The sequence below is a fragment of the Lelliottia sp. EB106-05-01-XG201 genome, assembly GCF_058791735.1.
Genome location: NZ_JBYTDV010000001.1, coordinates 4,425,175 through 4,441,702, shown reverse-complemented (window position 1 = coordinate 4,441,702; position 16,528 = coordinate 4,425,175). Strand labels below are relative to the sequence as shown.

The window sequence follows — 16,528 nt, the reverse complement described above, 5'->3', positions numbered from 1 at the left end:
CCTTTACTCCTTCTCTTTGGCATCCGGCAGATGCCAGAAATCGAAAAAATTAAACCAGTCGAGCGGCGACATCAGCGCGTAGTGCTCGAGGCGTTGGGCATAGCGATCGATAGCTTGCTGGAGCGCCTGCTGGCGCTCGCCGCGCGGCAGAAGCAGCGGATCGGCAAAGGACTCACAGTGAATGTGCAGCTTGTCCTGCTGGCGCAGGGCGAAAATCAGCACCACCGGGCAGCGCAAAATCGAGGCAAGGATAAACGGCCCTTGCGGGAACGGGGCGGGCTTGCCGAGAAACTCACTCCAGACCACGCGCCATTCGCCGCCGCGCTGGGGATTGACGGCGATACGATCGCCGACGATCGCCACCCACTCGCCGCGATCGAGCTTCTCTTTCAGGGCGATGGCGGTGTCCGGCCCGATATCGGTGACGGGCATCAGGTTCAGCCCGGCCTGCGGGGCCATCTCCTGCATGATCTGCTTAAAGCGCTGGGCATTGTCGCTAAACACCAGCGCGTTGATGGTCTTGCTGCCTTCGATCTGGGCCAGCGCGCGGCAGGCTTCGACGTCGCCGAGGTGCGAGGCCAGCAGCAGCTTGCCCTGAGGAGCGTCGACGTTGAGCGCCTCACGGGCGCCGGGCGCGAAAACGACATCCCGGTTCATCTTAAGCTCGCCGCGCCAGCCCGCGACTTTATCCAGCATTGAATAGCCGAAACGCATGAAGTGGAAAAAGCTGTTAAAGCGCGGCGGCAGCGGGCGTTGCTGCGTCTTAAGCTCATCAGCCACGCGCGCGAGCCACTGCTGCGACGCCTGTCGCGCCGGGCGGGCGGTGAGCCAGTAAACACCGATCACCGGCCACAGCAGCAGGCTAAACGCGCGACGTCCGAACAGCTGCCAGACGCGCAGCATCAGGCGCATCCCCCACAGCCCTTTCACCTCCTGCTGTTCGGCCCAGTGCTGGCGACGCCGACGCATCAGAAGCGAAGGGATCCGCGGCAGCATGCCGAAGAACAGACGGGTGTGCATCAGGGAGATGCGCACGTTGTCTTTCAGGGCGTCGAAATGGGACAGGCCGTCGTGGGGATAGGTCACCCGCGTCGGCACAAAATAGCTGTCGTTGCCCTGCCAGTAGAGGCGGACCATCACTTCCGTATCAAAATCCATCCGCTTGCCGAGCGTAGCGTGTTCCGCCAGTTTCAGCGTCGGTGCGACGGGGTAAACGCGGAACCCGCACATGCTGTCTTTCAGCTGCAGGGAAAGGGTTTCGATCCACACCCAGACATGGGTGACCCAGCGGCCATACAGGCGCGAGCGGGGGATCGAATCGTCATAGATCGGTTGGCCGGAGATCAGCGCCTCCGGGTGGCGTTCGGCCAGAGCCAGTAGCTGCGGAATATCTTCGATGGCGTGCTGGCCGTCGGCATCCACCTGCACGGCGTGGGTAAACCCGGCGCGGGCGGAGGCTTGCAGGCCGCGGATCACCGCCGTGCCTTTTCCGGCATTTTGGGGCAGGCGGATCAGCGTCACCTGCGGATGTTCTGCTGCCAGGCGTTCCAGCTCCAGCCGGGTGGGCTCGTCGCTGCCGTCATCGACGATCAGACACGGCAGCCCGCACGATCCCAGCCGCGACAGCACGCTCGCCATCATCGCGCCGTGGTTGTAGCAGGGGATCAGCACGCAGGGGCGGAACGTCAGCGACATAACCGAATCTTCCCGCTGCTGGCGATGTGGCGCGCGTCGCCGTCGTGACGCTGATAGCTAAAGGTGAGGATCTGGCGTTCGGCGTTCCAGCTGAGCGTCAGGGTCACGGTGGTGTCCGGCAGCAGGGGGGCCTGGAACTTCACGTTCTGAATGCTGTGAAAACGGTAGTCGGGGGCCAGCAGCGTAGTGGCGTAGTGCATCACCCAGTCGAGCTGCGCGACGCCCGGCAGCAGCGGCTGCACGGCAAAATGTCCCTGGAACCAGAACAACGCAGGGTCGAGATGCAGGACAATCTCCAGATCCTCTGGCTGCGGCTGGTGGCGCTCGATTTCATGGATTTTCATGAAATAACTCCTGTAACTGCGCATAGACACGCTTGTTCATACTGTTGACGGGCATTTCATCGATAATCCGCCAGTAGCGCGGCACGGCGACGGGCTCGAGCCACGGCAGCAGGGCGCGACGCCAGGCAAACTCCTGCGCTTTGTTGCCCTGTTGGCTGAGGCGCTGACGCGCGTCATCGTTCAGGACCAGCAGTACGCCGATCCCCTGACGCCCGCCGCGCGTGACGGGCAGGGCCGCGACTTCGCGAATGCCGTCCAGCTCCAGCAGGCGCTGTTCAATTTCGTTGAGCGATACGCGCTTCTCTTCGATTTTAACCACTCGCCCACGGCGTCCGGCGATGCTGAACATCCCGTTGCCGTCGAAGTGCAGAATATCGTCCAGCGGTAAGCCGTCCGGCTCATGGATCAGCGGAGACGTCACGTGGCAGATCTCGCCTTGGTGGCGGAAATGCACGCCGGGGAACGGGAGCCATGGAATCGACTCCTCCTGACGATGTCGCCAGGCCAGAATGCCGGTCTCGGTGCTGCCGTAGATTTCATCCGGCCAGACGTTCATCCAGCGATGCGTGGCGGTCACTTCGTCCCACGGCAGCATGCCACCGGCGGAAAGCAACATCACCACGGGTGGCGGCGCGAGCTGGGTATCGAGCCGCTTCAGAAACGCCGGGCTGCTGATAAACACGTAGCGCCGCTCATCGGGCAGCGCCGCCAGCTGTTCGGCGTAATAGAGCATTGCGGCGTGGAGCGGCAATCCTTGCGACATGGGTAAAAAGATGCGGAACGTCAGGCCGTACAAATGCTGCGGTACCACGGAGGCGACGATACTGCAGCCCGTCAGACGCGTGCCAAAGCGCTCGGCAAGCAGAGTGGCTTCGCGATCGAGGCGGGCGATAGGTTTCACGATACGTCGCGGTGCACCGGTTGAGCCGGAGGTGAATAGCTCGACAAAACTGTCGTCGGCAATCGGCGGCAGCGGGGTGAAGGCGTCACTCGTGCGGCGGGCGGAATTCACCACAATCAGGCGGCCCGGATAGTTCAGGGTTTGATCGCTCAGCACGCCGCTGAACAGCGTGCGCTGTTCTTCGAGCAGCGAGACGCGGCTGTGGCCGGGGATCACCGGCGTCTTGCCCGCATGCAGCGTCGAGAGCAGGGCGACGATAAACAGATAGCTGTTTTCGAAGCACAGCGCCCAGCGCTTGCCTTCCTGCTGGATAAGCATGCTTGTCAGGATGGAGACGTCGTGACGAAGCTGCCCGAGCGTCCAGATGTGATCCTCAAGCCAGGCGATCGGCGTCTCATCCGGACGCGGCGCATTCAGCCACTGGCTCAGCGGCAGGGGTTTATTCATGTGCTTCACTTTTTTTCATCACCCGTTGACGCACCAGCCACTCCGTCGCCATCAGCGTCCCCATCAGGATGTACGCGATCATGCCGTTCCACAGCGTCCAGAGCTGCATATCACCGTGAATAACGGTGAACAGCGCCACCGAACCATTGACGATGAAAAAACCGCACCACACGCGGGTCACATTGCGGGTATAGCGAACGCCTTCTGGCGGCAACTGGGGATCGCGCAGGCGCGCCAGCCGCTCGACCAGCGGCATCGCCGTCCAAAGCGATCCGCCGAACACGGCCAGCATCACCAGATTCACCACCACGGGATAGAGCAGTAGCCACTGGTGCGCTTTCAGCAGGTAGCTCGCTGTGCACAGTGCAATGCCCGCCAGCGCCACGCTTTGCACCACAAAGCGCATCGGCCCGGCGTTATGCCGCGCCTGGCGCAGACGGCAGACCAGCAGCAGCGCCATCAGCGGCAGCAGCCAGTGCAGACTGTTGTGCGTCAGCCCGAAGCCAATCAGAAATGGCCAGGCGAGCAGCATCAGCCCCGTCAGCAGCGGGATGGCCGGAAAAGATCGTCCGCCACGCATGGCGTCTTACTCTTCGCGCAGAAGCTGTTCGACAGCGTCCACCACGTCCTGAACGGTACGCACCGATTTGAAGGTTTCAGGTTTGATTTTTTTACCTGTTTTCTTCTGCAGATGAACAATCATGTCGACGGCGTCGATGCTGTCCAGCTCCAGATCTTCGTACAGGCGCGCCTCGGGAGAGATCGCGTCCGGTTCGATTTCAAACAGTTTGGTCAGGAGTCCGCAGACTTCCTGATAAATGGCGTTTTGTTCTGTCATAGCAAATTCGTTCTCAGGCGCGTTGGGCATGGATAAATGATGCCAGCGTGGCGACGGAATAGAAGTGCTGACGCATCTCTTCGCTTTCCGCGGATAGCACGACGCCATACTGGTTTTTCACGGCCAGGCCAAGCTCCAGTGCGTCGATGGAATCGAGGCCCAGACCATCTCCAAACAGCGCTGCATCCGTGTCGATATCGTCGGCGGTCAGTTCGTCCAGATTCAGCGTGGAGATAATAAGATTTTTAATTTCAAGATAAAGCGCTTGCATCATTAATTCCTGACAAAGATTGAAGACCTGATGTTAAGCGATGCTGCAGGTGCCGGTTTAGCTGGCGCGCGGCCAGGGCCGGTTCTTGTTCTGTCGCATCGTAAAAATCGTGAATATTGACCCGCTCACGGACGTCGACCGTGAAAAAGGGTTTGCGCGGCGGTACGTCGTACCAGCGGCTTTTTTTATCGAGCAAGTGTTCGCTGCAGTGGATCACCACGACCCGCAGGTCGCTACCGCAGCGCACGGCGATATTGGCCGCGCCGCGTTGCAGCGTCATGGCCTCCCCGATGCGGGTGCGCGTGCCTTCGGGGAAAATGAGTAAGGTATCGCCCTGCGCCAGACGGCGCTGGCTGGCGGCGAGCAGGGTGTCTGCTTCGCTGTTGATCAGATAATCCGCCGCGCGAATCACGCCGCTGACGAAGGGGTTACGCAGCAGGGCGCTTTTCACCAGGCAGTCCGTTTCCGGCATCACTGAGGCGAGGATCACGTAATCAATCAGCGTGGGATGGTTGGCGATCACCAGACAGCCGCGTTCGCTGCGCAGGGCGTCGAGATTATCAATGCGGTAATCGAGTACGCCCGTCAGACGCATCACGTTCATGAAGAAACGGAAGCTGGCGGAAATACTGCGGCGCGCCAGGCGGCGGCGTTTGGCGCGATCGCGCTGAACCATCAGCAGCAGGTTGAACCAGACCAGTGACAGCAGCAGACCGCCCACGCCAAACAGCGCGAAGCAGAAGCCGGTCATGACCAGACGCCACACCCGATTCATACTGCTGGCTAACGTGTTCATGCGCGGGACCACTGCCAGAGCAGGCGTTCGCCGGAGACCACAAACTGCGGCTCGTCGCTCAGATAGCGTTGTAGGAACATCAGGCTTTGCGGCAGCGGCGGCTCTTCGCCGGTACTGCCAGAACGGGTTTCGCAGCGCAGCGTATCACCGGCTTCGATAACGATAGCCAGCGCATAGGGCCAGGTCGGCATTTGCGCGGGTAAGTGCGGGTGGTAAAACACCGGCAGCGCCCCGTCGAAATCGACCAGCAGCACGCGGGAATAGCCCGCCTGCAGCAGGCACAGCACTTCGCACAGGCCCTGCTGGAAAGTATCCAGCCCGGCAGAGAGAGAAGAGGAGACAATCGGCTGACGCGCGGCGATGGTGAGATTCCCCACCGCTGAGTTGTGCACGGACATGGCAAAATCGGTGGGTGACACGGCCTGATCCGTCGCCAGGGCATGCAGAATGCGGTAGTTGCGCTCCAGTTCGCCGTGGCGGCTGGTGTAAACCACCGCGTCGATGGCATGCTTTCTCAGCATGGACAGGCCGCAATCGACGGCCAGTTTGCTGCCCGAGTTGAGGCGACGCGCGGTCATCATCGGCAAATCCGTGAGTTTTGCCTGTGGCGCAGTGGGATCAATGGTGAGCGAATCGCGTGACCACGCCTGCCATTGTTCGGCATCACTGAGACCAGGCGCTCTGGCCTGCCAGTCGATAATGTTAAGTGCAAATTTCATCTACGCGCGTCCGCGATCTATCGTCATCAAATAACGGCGTGAACCCTCAGGTATTTCACCGAATTTATTGTTCTTTTTTCTGACAAATCAGTAAGGTATGACCCAGGCCTAAATTGTCCAGTCGTTGCTCTACGTGGAAACCGGCCTGTTCCAGGTAGTGATAAAATTTCTCGACGCTATAAAAGCGGCTGTTGCCATTCGCCATACAGGTGAAATAGAGCGAGGTCGCATTGAGGCTAAACGAGGCCGCTTCGAATTTCTGGGCATCCCAGAACAGTTCCATAATGCATAACCGCGCGCCGGGCTTCATGACCTGCGCCACGTTGCTCAGCATGGTGACAATCTGATCGGGAGAGAAGCAGTCGAGGAACTGACTCATCCACCATACGTCTGCTTCGCCCGGCAGCGCCGCGTTGCTAAGCATATCGACAGCATGGAACCCAATGCGATGAGATAATCCTGCATTTGCGATATTTTCCTGCGCCAACGCTATTTGCTGCGGGAGGTCGAGGAGGGTAACGGCGACATTTTCATCATACCGGCAGCAGCGTAAAGCCCATTTGCCTGTATTACCGCCTACATCGTACAATTTTGTCGGCTTGCTTGCGAATATATATGGCAAAGCGGCATCAAAAGCGGCGTCAGAATAGTAATGATCAAACGCAAACCAACTCTCTTTTGCCCGCACAGGTAATTGCGACAATGCGGGATAGATGGTCGGCCATTCGCCAAATACTGATAATCCCGCGGGTTTTTCATGTTTTAGGGAATCGGAGAGGTGGAATAATCCCTGATAACAAACGTCCTGGGTGAAATCCATATTTACGCGGGTCATCGCATCGTGCAGGAGAAAATGTCCCACTTTTGCCAGATAGTAATGTCCCTCTTTATGGGTAACGATCCGTCCGCTTAATCCCATATCCAGCAAAACGCTGACAGCGTATTCATTCAGGGTACTGTTCTCGACAATGTCTTCAAGGCGTGCGCCTTGTTTCCCTTGTTTATCGAGCCAGGCCAGAACGCCAGAGTTACGCAAACAAAGCGCGGTTTGAAACAACATTGGAGCAAAAGCAATACGTTGTGCTTCTGTAATGGCATCCAGCGCGCTGAGCGAGTCCGTTTCGTACATTATTGCGTAACCTTTCGCGGGGTTGAGGAATACATTATCGGGCCGATAGCGGCCCGACTTTAGGCAATTTTACTGCGCGGCGCTTCTGGCGAGATTCAGCTGAATATCTTTGTCGAGATTACGAACCCAACGGTTGTAATTTTTGTGAATTTTACCGTCGCTGGCTTTCAAGTTGAGGCTGTTTTCGTAATTAATTGAATAGCTTGTGGCCGTGTAAGGGATGCGAACTTCGGCGCTGTGGTCGCGTGCCTGCAGGCGGCCTTTAATGACGCCAGGGCTGACTTCAGTCATGATCCAGTCGCGCTGAAGGCCCGCTTTCAGAATGGCAGACTTCACCTGTTCCGCAGAATGGCCCGCGCTAACGGTAGAGTGAACCTGATCCACCGGGGCAGTACGCGCACAGCCTGCCAGCGCACCCATAATGGCAAAAGCCGCACACCATTTAACAATCTTCTTCATCAACAACTCCGTATCAATAATAGTGATCTCGTCCACGATATTTACGCAATATAATTCTTAAGGCAAATTTTAACCATTGCGATAAATATCATTTTTGCATTATTTATTTTGTGACATTGCCAATTTAACTTTAATTAACGCGCTGGCAATGTAGACAACGCTTTTGTTATCGGCTTTGCTAAGAAAATATTCACTTAAAAACAACAATTATGCCGATTCTAAAAAAATCGGCACAGAGTTTATAGATCTGATGAAGTCCGTAAACCTACCTCGTTGGGTAGGTTTACGAGAAAATTGTTACCCCGGAAGCCGACTTTTCGGTCGCCCTGGGCCGAGCAGAATGGCCAGTTTTCCGCCGCCTTTGGTGGTCTCCATCCATATTTTACACACGCTGGTCAGCGGTACTGAAAGCAGCATACCCACCGGTCCCAGTAACCATCCCCATATTAACAATGACAAAAAGACCACCATGGTCGACATTCCCAGACGATGGCCCATCATCCGCGGCTCGACGATATTTCCGAGCACCATATGGACGACCAGGAATAACGCGCCGACCAGCATACATTCATAAAAGCCATTGAAAAGAAACGCCTGAATCATCGGCGGCACAGCGGAAAGCACCGCGCCGATGTTGGGCACGTAGTTGAGCAGAAACGCCAGTACGCCCCACATCAGCGCGAACTGAACGCCCATCAGCGAAAGCCCGAGCCAGATAATCGCCCCGGTCCAGAGGCTGAGTAAGGTTTTCAGCGCCAGATAGTGGGAAACACCCTTCAGCGCCCGGTGCAGGCCAGCAATGTGAATCTGCGGATTGTTCAGGGCGAAGCGCAGTTTGTACGGCACGTGGCGCACCTCGAATAGCATAAACACTACCGTCATCACCAGCAGCAAAATGCTGGCCATCGCGCCGGAAAGTCCGGTCATCAGCGTGGTGGCGAAGGTCATCACTTTCTCTGAATCCATGCGCTTGAGCATGCGTTCAGGCGAGATATGCAGGTTAAGGAACGGCAGCATCTCCTGCAGATCGACAATCTTGCGCGTCAGCTCTTTATTGTATTTCGGCAGCAGGGTGGAGAATTCGCTTAGCGATGCCGCCAGCACGCCGAACAGGGCGGTGAGGACCACCAGCATCACCAGCACCACGATGGTGATGGCGACGGGGCGGCGCACGCCGCGACGGATAAACCAGGTGACTAACGGATTAAGAACAATGGCGAAAAAGAGCGCCAGCAGCAGCTGAACGATAATATCCGCCGCCGCGTGAATACCGGCGAGGATCACCACCAGACAGGCGAGTTTTAATAATATGTGCAGGCCCGTCTTGTCGGGCTGGGGGGTTGTCATGCTGATTCCTTATGTTGTGTGCCCGTTAAGTGTAGTGCGTGAGGACCGCTGCGTTTGACGCCGTTAATCTGAAAGTCGCTGCTGCTTTTCGCCGCATGACGTGGTAATAGTGAAACACTGTTGCAAAATACCAGGTAGAACCTCATGCCCGACCCTGCCGCCGAACCGGCACTGAGCGGATTGCGCCTCAATCTGCGCATTGTTTCTGTTGTGATGTTTAACTTCGCCAGCTATCTCACCATTGGACTGCCGCTCGCGGTGTTGCCCGGTTACGTCCATGACGTGATGGGATTCAGCGCCTTCTGGGCGGGGCTGGTGATCAGCCTGCAATATTTCGCCACCCTGCTGAGTCGTCCGCAGTCGGGGCGGTATGCCGATCTGTTTGGCCCGAAAAGTATCGTCGTGGTGGGGTTGTGTGGCTGTTTTCTCAGTGGCCTGAGCTATCTTCTGGCGGCGACCACCAGCGGCTGGCCGCTGCTCAGCCTGGCACTGCTGTGTCTGGGGCGTGTGATTTTAGGTATCGGGCAAAGTCTGGCGGGGACCGGCTCGACGCTATGGGGCGTAGGCGTGGTCGGCACGCCGCATATCGGGCGCGTGATTTCGTGGAACGGGATTGTTACCTACGGCGCGATGGCCCTCGGCGCGCCGCTGGGTGTGGTGTGCTATGCGTGGGGTGGGCTGCACGGACTGGCGATCACTATTATGGTCGTCGCGCTGATCGCGATTTTACTCGCGCTCCCACGACCGAAGGTGAAAGCCAGCAAAGGCAAGCCGCTGCCGTTTCGCGCGGTGCTCGGGCGCGTCTGGCCCTACGGCATGGCGCTGGCCCTGGCGTCCGCCGGTTTTGGCGTGATCGCCACTTTCATCACCCTGTTTTATGACGCTAAAGGCTGGGACGGCGCAGCGTTCGCCCTGACGCTGTTTAGCTGCGCCTTCGTCGGCGCGCGCCTGCTGTTCCCGAACGGTATCAACCGCCTTGGCGGGCTGAACGTGGCGATGATCTGCTTTAGCGTGGAGATTGTCGGCCTGCTGCTGACGGGCATTGCGGGTGAGCCGTGGGTGGCGAAGATAGGCGTATTCCTCGCGGGCGCGGGTTTCTCGCTGGTCTTCCCGGCGCTGGGCGTGGTGGCGGTGAAAGCAGTGCCGCAGCAGAATCAGGGTTCGGCGCTGGCGACTTATACCGTGTTTATGGATATGTCGCTGGGGGTGACCGGGCCACTGGCCGGGCTGTTGATGGCCTACGCGGGCGTTCCGGTTATCTATCTGGCGGCGGCGGGGCTGGTGGGCGTTGCGTTCCTGCTGACCTGGCGCTTAAAAAAACGGCCCCCGGCGCAAGCGACGGAGGCCGTTGAATCGTGATGAAAATTACTGAATCACGAGGGTATTGATGATGTTTTCTGCGGCGGTCTGCGCTTTCTGCTGATCGTCAGCTGGCAGGGTGATCTGCATGGTCAGCAGTTTGCCGTCCACTTTGCCGAGCACCACGGAAGAGTACGCGGTCTGGCCTTTGGCAGAGATAATGCTGTCCAGCTGTTGCAGGGTGTGGCCTTTCAGTTCGATGGACTTGTTGGTTACCACCTGCAGCTGCGGATCGCGGCTACGCTGTTGATCTTCCAGACGCTTGGTCAGCACCGCCAGATCTTCATTGGTGTCGTCACCGACAATCACGATGACCGCTTTCTGCCCGGTGGCATCGGAATAGACGTGCATGTTGTTCGCCTGGGTGCCCAGCTTGCCGCTCTGATCGGTCATATCCGCTGGCAGAGAGAAGCTGAGTTTGCCATCCATCAGATTAACCGGCTGTCCGGTGGCATTACTTTCCGCGGACGCGCCCTGAGCAGGGGTCTTCGTATCGCTGTTATCACAGGCCGCCAGACCCACTACCAGCAGGCCAATCCCGACATATTTAACCAGATTGCGCATTAACTTATTCCTTTCGATAAACGGCCATAACGGCTCATTCATCCATCTTATCACAACTGATAAACCGAACCTTTAACCTGCCTGCAATGCCGAGATTTCAGATTTATCCGCCAGCCTTTTCAGCAGCATATTCAGCAGCACGCCGTACATCGGCAGGAAGAAGACAATGCTGATCAGCACTTTGAAGCAGTAGTCCACCAGCGCGATTTCCATCCAGTGGGCGGCCATAAAGGCATCCGGGCTGCGCCAGAAGGCGATGAAGAAGAAGGCTAGCGTGTCGCTGACGTTGCCGAACAGCGTGGACGCCGTCGGTGCCATCCACCAGCGGTGGTTCTGTCGCAGACGGTTAAAGACGTGAACGTCGAGGATCTGCCCCAGGGCGTAGGCCATAAAGCTGGCGGCAGCGATACGGGCGACAAACAGGTTGAAGTGCGTCAGCGCCTCAAAGCCCTGCCAGCTTCCCATGTAGAACAGGGAAGAGATGACGTACGAGACGAACAGCGCAGGCAGCATCACCGCAAAGATAATGCGTCGGGCCAACGGCGCGCCAAAGATACGCACGGTCAAATCGGTCGCGAGGAAGATAAACGGGAAGCTGAATGCGCCCCAGGTGGTATGGAAACCAAAAATGGAGATCGGCAACTGCACCAGATAGTTACTGGAAGTGATCACCAGCAGATGGAATAGCGATAGCCAGAACAACGCTTTTACGCGCTGCGTTTGAGAGAACTGCGTCATATTGTGACCTTTTTGATTAATATTTGGGGTGAGGGAACCCAATAAAGCCGCCGCATGATACTGCTTTCAGTTCGTATTGCAATGGCTAATTTTCGCGCAATCGTTAACCTTGTTTGCTTTGCCGAAAACGCGGCGTAAACTACAGCCGTTTTTTTGATGTAAACGAGAAGATGATGACCGACCTGTTTTCCAGCCCCGACCATACCCTTGATGCGCAGGGCCTCCGGTGCCCGGAGCCGGTGATGATGGTGCGCAAAACCGTGCGCAACATGCAGACCGGCGAGACGCTGCTGATCATTGCTGACGATCCTGCGACCACCCGCGATATCCCCGGTTTTTGTACCTTTATGGAACATGAGCTGGTGGCGCAAGAGACGGGCTCCCTTCCGTATCGGTATCTGGTGCGCAAAGGGTAGTCGTGGTTTGCCGGGTGAACCCGGCATACAAGGGTACGAAAACGTAGGCCGGGTAAGGCGAAGCCGCCACCCGGCGTTTATCATCTCCGGCGCAACAACCGCAGTGCGTTCGCCGTCACCAGCACCGTCGCCCCCGTATCCGCTAATACCGCCAGCCACAGACCTGTTATCCCCAGCAGTGTGGTGACCAGGAAAATCCCCTTCAGTCCCAGCGCAATCGTGATGTTCTGACGAATATTGGCTCGCGTCGCACGTGCCAGTGAGATCATCTGCGCGAGGCCGGTTAACCGGTTGTGCGTCAGCGCCGCATCGGCGGTTTCGAGCGCCACGTCGGTCCCGCTGCCCATCGCAATCCCAATCGTCGCGGCTTTCATTGCCGGAGCGTCGTTGATGCCGTCGCCGACCATCGCCAACGGGGCCTGAGCGTTCAGACCCGTCACGGCCTGCACTTTATCCGCTGGTAACAGCCCGGCCTTAAATTCCAGACCCAGCTCATTGGCAATCGCTGCCGCCGCGCGCGGGTTATCCCCGGTCAGGATCACGCCCTGAATCCCCAGCTGATGCAGCGCCGCCACGGCCTCTTTGGCATCTTCACGCAGGGTATCGCGCAGGGCCAACACCCCTTTTGCCACGCCGTCGATAACGACGATCACCACCGTCTGCCCGGCCTGCTCCAGCTCGCGGATTTGCGGGCTAAACTCCTCGGCCGGGAATTTATCGGCAGCGCAAATCAGCACCTTGCTGCCCTCAACTTCCGCTTCGATGCCTGAGCCCATCAGCGCTCGCTGCGCGCTGGCCTCAGGAATCGTCAGCCCGCGCGACTGCGCTTCACGCACAATTGCCTGCGCCAGCGGGTGAGTCGAACCCTGCTCGACGGCGGCGGCCAGCGCCAGCAGGGCGTCATCGGCAGGATAAATGCCCGTGACCTGCGGTTTGCCGACGGTCAGCGTGCCGGTTTTATCGAAGGCGATCTGCTGAACCTGGCTGAGCTGTTCCAGCGCCGCACCGCCTTTAATCAGCGCACCGCGTCGTGCGGCGGCGGCCAGACCCGAGGTGATGGCCGCAGGCGTTGAAATCACCAGCGCACACGGACAGCCGATCAGCAGCAGCGTCAGCCCTTTATAGATCCACGCCTCCCACGGGGCGCTGAACAGCAGCGGCGGAACCACCGCCACCAGCAGGGCAATCAGCATAATTACCGGCGTGTAGATGCGGCTGAAGCGATCGATAAAGCGCTCGACGGGCGCGCGGCGCTCTTCGGCCTCTTCGATCAGTTTCAGAATGCGGTCAATGGCGCTGTCGCCCGGTTCGGAAAGCACCTTGAGCTGCACCAGACGGTCCACGCTGGTGGCCCCGGCGGGGACTTTCTCGCCGGTCTCGCGCTCAACGGGAATCGATTCGCCGGTCAGGGCGCTTTCGTCGAAACTGGCCGTCGCGGTGAGAAGCGTCCCGTCCGCAGGCAAACGCCCCCCGGCGGCCACCTCCATCACATCGCCCGGACGCAGCGCCGTGATAGCGACCGTCTGGCGCTCGCCATTCACCACCACTGTCGCCGTCTCCGGTTTCAGCGCCATTAACGCGCTGACCCCTTTGCGCGCCCGGCTTGCTGCCCAGCCTTCAAGGCGTTCGCCGATCAGGAACAGGAGCAGGACCATCGCCGCTTCCGCCGTCGCGCCAATAAACAGCGCGCCGATTGCCGCGACGCTCATTAAGGTTTCAATCGCGAACCAGCTGCCGGTTTTGATCAGACGCAGGGACTGACGGGCGATGGGGAACAGCCCAACCAGCGTGGTGGCAATAAACGCCAGATTGCCAAGCGGGTGGTTAACCTGTTCCAACGCCCAGCTGAGCGCCATCATGATAATCAGGGTGATGAGCGGCAGATTTTCCCGCAGGGGAGAGATTTTTTCGGCAGGTTCCTGCTCGCTACGCAGGGAGTAGCCGGCTTTGGTCACCGCCGCTTCAACCTGCTTGCTGACGTCAGCATCGGCGCTGACCAGCAGTTTTTCGGTGGCGAACAGCACCTGAACCTGGTTGACGCCCGCCACCTGTTTCACCGCATTTTCGACTTTGCGGGCGCATGCGGCGCAGTCCATACCGTTGACAATCCAGGTATAGCGATCGCCGCTTTCAGGCAGTACGGGCGCAGCCTGGGTTTCGCATCCGCTGTCGCAGCAGCAGTCGTCTTTTGTGGGGACGGGACTGAGTTTAAGTGCCGAGAATTGCGGCACTTTTTTCGATGTTTCTGGAGTCGACATGGCACTCTCCGGTAATGATAATTTTCTCATTAACCGCAGCATACACTCTGGAGTCGACTCCAGAGTCAAGCACTATTAAATATACAGCGAACGCACAATCAGGAAATGGCCGGCAAAGTAGCAGGCGGAGGCGATGGCGTTATCCGCGCGGAAGCGACGACGATAGTGACTCCCGAGCCAGACGATGTTGCCAATCAGCAGCAGCACGGCACCGAAAAACGCTGACATTGCAGGTGAGGTTGGGCGGAAGAACCACAGCTCACCCGCCAGCCAGACCATCACCAGCGTCATGGCGATAAAGGTACAGACCGGCCAGCGCATCTCTTCCAGCCGGGTCCAGATCACCGCCACCAGCAATGCGCCCATCACCAGTAAAATCATCGGTAACGGCCAGAAGAAGGAGAGGGTCATCTGGCTTGCGAAGTAGATGGTGTAGAGCAGATGCGAGAGGAAAAACGCCCCGATGGCATACAGCAGGCGCTGGCGTGGCAGTAGCGTGAGCGCGTCACCAATCAACGAGGCGCACAGACCCGCAAGCACCAGATAGCAGACGGCGTTGAACATCGGTGCCTGCCAGCCGAGCAGCAGCAGGAGCAGCAGCGTCACCGGTTTAAACAGCCAGCGCTGCCACGCAGGGCCGCGATACGACGCATCGACATAAAGCCATGCGGAAAAACAGACAGCGATAAATGACCAAAGCATATTAACTCCCTGTATCTGTTATTTTTGAATAACACTCTGATTCAGTGTAGTGACGCGGGCTGGCGTTTGGCAATGGCGGATAAGGCGGGGTATCCTGATTTCCGCAAAATCTGATGGGATTCAACAATGAGCAAAATGCCACTTTTCTTCGTGATCGTGGTGGCGATTATCGTCATCGCCGCCTCGTTCCGCTTTGTGCAGCAGCGCCGTGAAAAGGCCGATAACGACGCCGCGCCGCTGTTGCAAAAACGCGTGGTGGTGAGTAATAAACGCGAGAAAGCGCTCAATGAGCGCCGCTCTCGTCAGCAGCAGGTGACGCCAGCGGGAACGCCGATGCGCTACGAGGCGAGCTTTAAACCGCAGAGCGGCGGGCTGGAGATGACGTTTCGTCTCGATGAGAAGCAGTACCATCAACTGACGGTAGGGGAGCGGGGTGTGTTGAGTTATAAGGGGTCGCGGTTTGAGGGGTTTAGTGCGGAGCCGTGATTTGCCGGGCGGCGCTTCGCTTGCACCGGCCTACAGGTCTCGTAGGCCCGGTAAGCGCAGCGCCACCGGGCAAAAAATGCACGCACCTTACTTCTTCGCCTGCGCCTTAAACTTCTTCATCCACACCAGCAGCTCAAACACGCCAAAAATAAAGACGCGCAGCTGCTGCCAGCCGGTCATCGGCGGTCCGTCTTTCGGCAGGCCGTTTTTCAGCATCACCATCTGCAGGGCGTGCATAAAGGCGGTGAAAATCAGCGCCACGTTGACGAAAATATTCATCGGACGCGGGAACGGATGAACCAGGTTCAGGAGCAGAAACGCCCAGACGCCCAGCATCAGTAAACGGCCAAAATTAATCAGTACTGGCATCAGGCTCTCCTTGTACTTCACGGTGATACAAACGATAAGCGACCTGGCCGGCGACCTGTTCGCGGTGCAGATCCCAGTGAACGGGAACCGGCGGTAAGCCATTTTCCACTTCACTCTCGACGTAGATAAGCGCGTCATCCGCCAGCCAGCCGTTGTTCTCCAGCAGCGTCAGCGTCTCTTCCAGCAGCCCTTTACGGAACGGCGGATCGATAAACACCACGTCGTGCGGCGTGCCTTTTTGCGCCAGAAACGCCAGCGCGTTGGTGTTCACCACTTTGGCATTGGTCGCTTTCAGGGTAGTGAGATTTTGCTGTAGCTGCTGGGAAACGCTGCGATCCATCTCCAGCAGGGTGGCGCTCGCGGCGTAACGCGACAGCGCTTCGAGGCCCAGGGCGCCGCTTCCGGCAAAACAGTCGAGGCAGCGCGCGTCAACCATTGACGGCGCCAGCCAGTTAAACAGCGTCTCCCGGACGCGATCGGTGGTCGGGCGCAGCCCAGGGCTGTCGGGGACGGGCAGTTTGCGGCCTCGCCACTGGCCGCCGATAATGCGAATTTGTCCGGCCGGGCGGTTCGTTTTCTTCATTTCAGGAAAGCTCTGCTAACAATTGGCCTGCGATTCCAGGCGGTGATGTTAATTAGGTAAAGTGTTAGACTATTTCATCATTTTTATAGCTTCCATGTATATAGCAC

General features: G+C 58.2%; 20 protein-coding genes. 3 read left to right on the top strand and 17 right to left on the bottom strand.

Going from position 1 to position 16,528, the window contains the following annotated elements; genetic code table 11:
* Positions 1 to 3 precede the first annotated feature (3 nt).
* The 11 genes from AC3WS9_RS20825 to AC3WS9_RS20775 form a co-directional block, all read right to left on the bottom strand.
* A complete protein-coding gene (locus tag AC3WS9_RS20825) occupies positions 4 to 1,695 on the bottom strand; it encodes a glycosyltransferase family 2 protein (protein WP_492490167.1) in 1,692 nt (563 codons plus the stop codon).
* Positions 1,686 to 2,039 carry an ApeI family dehydratase gene (locus AC3WS9_RS20820; RefSeq protein ID WP_492490166.1) on the bottom strand — a complete coding sequence of 118 codons (354 nt, stop codon included), beginning with the start codon at positions 2,037 to 2,039 and terminating at the stop codon, positions 1,686 to 1,688. Before AC3WS9_RS20820 ends, AC3WS9_RS20825 begins: the two co-directional genes overlap by 10 nt.
* Positions 2,026 to 3,387: an AMP-binding protein gene (locus AC3WS9_RS20815; protein ID WP_492490165.1), complete on the bottom strand. Its 1,362-nt coding sequence runs from the start codon at positions 3,385 to 3,387 to the stop codon at positions 2,026 to 2,028. Before AC3WS9_RS20815 ends, AC3WS9_RS20820 begins: the two co-directional genes overlap by 14 nt.
* Positions 3,380 to 3,967: a COG4648 family protein gene (locus AC3WS9_RS20810; protein ID WP_282493583.1), complete on the bottom strand. Its 588-nt coding sequence runs from the start codon at positions 3,965 to 3,967 to the stop codon at positions 3,380 to 3,382. Before AC3WS9_RS20810 ends, AC3WS9_RS20815 begins: the two co-directional genes overlap by 8 nt.
* Positions 3,968 to 3,973: 6 nt before the next feature.
* On the bottom strand, positions 3,974 to 4,225 hold the full coding sequence (locus AC3WS9_RS20805; protein ID WP_100780796.1) for an acyl carrier protein: 252 nt from the start codon (positions 4,223 to 4,225) through the stop codon (positions 3,974 to 3,976).
* 13 nt (positions 4,226 to 4,238) lie between these two features.
* Positions 4,239 to 4,496, bottom strand: a complete 258-nt coding sequence (locus AC3WS9_RS20800; RefSeq protein ID WP_095283784.1) for a phosphopantetheine-binding protein — start codon at positions 4,494 to 4,496, stop codon at positions 4,239 to 4,241.
* Complete coding sequence (locus tag AC3WS9_RS20795; RefSeq protein WP_492490164.1) at positions 4,477 to 5,292, bottom strand: lysophospholipid acyltransferase family protein; 816 nt, start codon at positions 5,290 to 5,292, stop codon at positions 4,477 to 4,479. Before AC3WS9_RS20795 ends, AC3WS9_RS20800 begins: the two co-directional genes overlap by 20 nt.
* Positions 5,289 to 6,011 (bottom strand): beta-ketoacyl synthase chain length factor, encoded by a 723-nt coding sequence (locus AC3WS9_RS20790; RefSeq protein WP_492490163.1) that lies wholly within the window; start codon positions 6,009 to 6,011, stop codon positions 5,289 to 5,291. Before AC3WS9_RS20790 ends, AC3WS9_RS20795 begins: the two co-directional genes overlap by 4 nt.
* 64 nt (positions 6,012 to 6,075) lie before the next feature.
* Positions 6,076 to 7,140, bottom strand: coding sequence for a class I SAM-dependent methyltransferase (locus tag AC3WS9_RS20785; RefSeq protein WP_492490162.1), 1,065 nt, complete (start codon positions 7,138 to 7,140; stop codon positions 6,076 to 6,078).
* Positions 7,141 to 7,209: 69 nt separating this feature from the next.
* Complete coding sequence (locus AC3WS9_RS20780) at positions 7,210 to 7,599, bottom strand: hypothetical protein (protein WP_100780797.1); 390 nt, start codon at positions 7,597 to 7,599, stop codon at positions 7,210 to 7,212.
* A gap of 297 nt (positions 7,600 to 7,896) precedes the next feature.
* Entirely contained in the window at positions 7,897 to 8,946 is a 1,050-nt protein-coding gene (locus tag AC3WS9_RS20775; protein WP_282493578.1) for an AI-2E family transporter, read from the bottom strand.
* A 144-nt stretch (positions 8,947 to 9,090) separates the two neighbouring features.
* Between AC3WS9_RS20775 and AC3WS9_RS20770 the strand changes: the two genes are divergently transcribed.
* A complete protein-coding gene (locus AC3WS9_RS20770; RefSeq protein ID WP_492490161.1) occupies positions 9,091 to 10,305 on the top strand; it encodes an MFS transporter in 1,215 nt (404 codons plus the stop codon).
* 6 nt (positions 10,306 to 10,311) lie between these two features.
* Here the strand turns inward: AC3WS9_RS20770 and AC3WS9_RS20765 are convergent, their stop codons facing one another.
* Positions 10,312 to 10,869: a DcrB family lipoprotein gene (locus tag AC3WS9_RS20765; RefSeq protein WP_282493576.1), complete on the bottom strand. Its 558-nt coding sequence runs from the start codon at positions 10,867 to 10,869 to the stop codon at positions 10,312 to 10,314.
* Positions 10,870 to 10,941: 72 nt separating this feature from the next.
* Positions 10,942 to 11,607, bottom strand: a complete 666-nt coding sequence (locus tag AC3WS9_RS20760; protein ID WP_492490160.1) for a 7-cyano-7-deazaguanine/7-aminomethyl-7-deazaguanine transporter — start codon at positions 11,605 to 11,607, stop codon at positions 10,942 to 10,944.
* 173 nt (positions 11,608 to 11,780) lie between these two features.
* Here AC3WS9_RS20760 and tusA point away from each other — a divergent pair, with 173 nt between their 5' ends.
* On the top strand, positions 11,781 to 12,023 hold the full coding sequence (gene tusA / locus AC3WS9_RS20755) for a sulfurtransferase TusA (protein WP_282493618.1): 243 nt from the start codon (positions 11,781 to 11,783) through the stop codon (positions 12,021 to 12,023).
* A gap of 80 nt (positions 12,024 to 12,103) precedes the next feature.
* Here the strand turns inward: tusA and zntA are convergent, their stop codons facing one another.
* Both zntA and AC3WS9_RS20745 read right to left on the bottom strand, forming a co-directional pair.
* Complete coding sequence (gene zntA, locus AC3WS9_RS20750; RefSeq protein WP_492490159.1) at positions 12,104 to 14,281, bottom strand: Zn(II)/Cd(II)/Pb(II) translocating P-type ATPase ZntA; 2,178 nt, start codon at positions 14,279 to 14,281, stop codon at positions 12,104 to 12,106.
* Between the two features lie 75 nt (positions 14,282 to 14,356).
* Entirely contained in the window at positions 14,357 to 14,983 is a 627-nt protein-coding gene (locus AC3WS9_RS20745; protein ID WP_492490158.1) for a lysoplasmalogenase, read from the bottom strand.
* 126 nt (positions 14,984 to 15,109) lie between these two features.
* On the opposite strand from AC3WS9_RS20745, the gene AC3WS9_RS20740 reads away from it, so the two are divergent.
* Positions 15,110 to 15,469, top strand: coding sequence for a DUF2500 domain-containing protein (locus AC3WS9_RS20740; RefSeq protein ID WP_492490157.1), 360 nt, complete (start codon positions 15,110 to 15,112; stop codon positions 15,467 to 15,469).
* An 87-nt stretch (positions 15,470 to 15,556) separates the two neighbouring features.
* Here AC3WS9_RS20740 and AC3WS9_RS20735 read toward each other — a convergent pair whose 3' ends face one another.
* Both AC3WS9_RS20735 and rsmD read right to left on the bottom strand, forming a co-directional pair.
* The gene (locus AC3WS9_RS20735; RefSeq protein WP_492490156.1) at positions 15,557 to 15,838 is read right to left on the bottom strand and encodes a DUF1145 family protein; all 282 of its coding nucleotides are present in this window, start codon (positions 15,836 to 15,838) and stop codon (positions 15,557 to 15,559) included.
* A complete protein-coding gene (gene rsmD, locus AC3WS9_RS20730) occupies positions 15,822 to 16,421 on the bottom strand; it encodes a 16S rRNA (guanine(966)-N(2))-methyltransferase (protein WP_285149959.1) in 600 nt (199 codons plus the stop codon). The genes AC3WS9_RS20735 and rsmD overlap by 17 nt, the downstream gene beginning before the upstream one ends.
* Positions 16,422 to 16,528: the final 107 nt, after the last annotated feature.

Excerpts from the sequence above, each read along its gene's own strand:
- AC3WS9_RS20795 (WP_492490164.1), bottom strand. The coding sequence starts at position 5,292 with ATGAACACGTTAGCCAGCAGTATGAATCGGGTGTGGCGTCTGGTCATG.
- AC3WS9_RS20825 (WP_492490167.1), bottom strand. The coding sequence starts at position 1,695 with ATGTCGCTGACGTTCCGCCCCTGCGTGCTGATCCCCTGCTACAACCAC.
- AC3WS9_RS20775 (WP_282493578.1), bottom strand. The coding sequence starts at position 8,946 with ATGACAACCCCCCAGCCCGACAAGACGGGCCTGCACATATTATTAAAA.
- AC3WS9_RS20765 (WP_282493576.1), bottom strand. The coding sequence starts at position 10,869 with ATGCGCAATCTGGTTAAATATGTCGGGATTGGCCTGCTGGTAGTGGGT.
- AC3WS9_RS20805 (WP_100780796.1), bottom strand. The coding sequence starts at position 4,225 with ATGACAGAACAAAACGCCATTTATCAGGAAGTCTGCGGACTCCTGACC.
- AC3WS9_RS20770 (WP_492490161.1), top strand. The coding sequence starts at position 9,091 with ATGCCCGACCCTGCCGCCGAACCGGCACTGAGCGGATTGCGCCTCAAT.
- AC3WS9_RS20820 (WP_492490166.1), bottom strand. The coding sequence starts at position 2,039 with ATGAAAATCCATGAAATCGAGCGCCACCAGCCGCAGCCAGAGGATCTG.
- zntA (WP_492490159.1), bottom strand. The coding sequence starts at position 14,281 with ATGTCGACTCCAGAAACATCGAAAAAAGTGCCGCAATTCTCGGCACTT.
- AC3WS9_RS20815 (WP_492490165.1), bottom strand. The coding sequence starts at position 3,387 with ATGAATAAACCCCTGCCGCTGAGCCAGTGGCTGAATGCGCCGCGTCCG.
- AC3WS9_RS20780 (WP_100780797.1), bottom strand. The coding sequence starts at position 7,599 with ATGAAGAAGATTGTTAAATGGTGTGCGGCTTTTGCCATTATGGGTGCG.
- AC3WS9_RS20800 (WP_095283784.1), bottom strand. The coding sequence starts at position 4,496 with ATGCAAGCGCTTTATCTTGAAATTAAAAATCTTATTATCTCCACGCTG.
- AC3WS9_RS20760 (WP_492490160.1), bottom strand. The coding sequence starts at position 11,607 with ATGACGCAGTTCTCTCAAACGCAGCGCGTAAAAGCGTTGTTCTGGCTA.
- AC3WS9_RS20735 (WP_492490156.1), bottom strand. The coding sequence starts at position 15,838 with ATGCCAGTACTGATTAATTTTGGCCGTTTACTGATGCTGGGCGTCTGG.
- AC3WS9_RS20810 (WP_282493583.1), bottom strand. The coding sequence starts at position 3,967 with ATGCGTGGCGGACGATCTTTTCCGGCCATCCCGCTGCTGACGGGGCTG.
- tusA (WP_282493618.1), top strand. The coding sequence starts at position 11,781 with ATGACCGACCTGTTTTCCAGCCCCGACCATACCCTTGATGCGCAGGGC.
- AC3WS9_RS20745 (WP_492490158.1), bottom strand. The coding sequence starts at position 14,983 with ATGCTTTGGTCATTTATCGCTGTCTGTTTTTCCGCATGGCTTTATGTC.
- AC3WS9_RS20740 (WP_492490157.1), top strand. The coding sequence starts at position 15,110 with ATGAGCAAAATGCCACTTTTCTTCGTGATCGTGGTGGCGATTATCGTC.
- AC3WS9_RS20785 (WP_492490162.1), bottom strand. The coding sequence starts at position 7,140 with ATGTACGAAACGGACTCGCTCAGCGCGCTGGATGCCATTACAGAAGCA.
- rsmD (WP_285149959.1), bottom strand. The coding sequence starts at position 16,421 with ATGAAGAAAACGAACCGCCCGGCCGGACAAATTCGCATTATCGGCGGC.
- AC3WS9_RS20790 (WP_492490163.1), bottom strand. The coding sequence starts at position 6,011 with ATGAAATTTGCACTTAACATTATCGACTGGCAGGCCAGAGCGCCTGGT.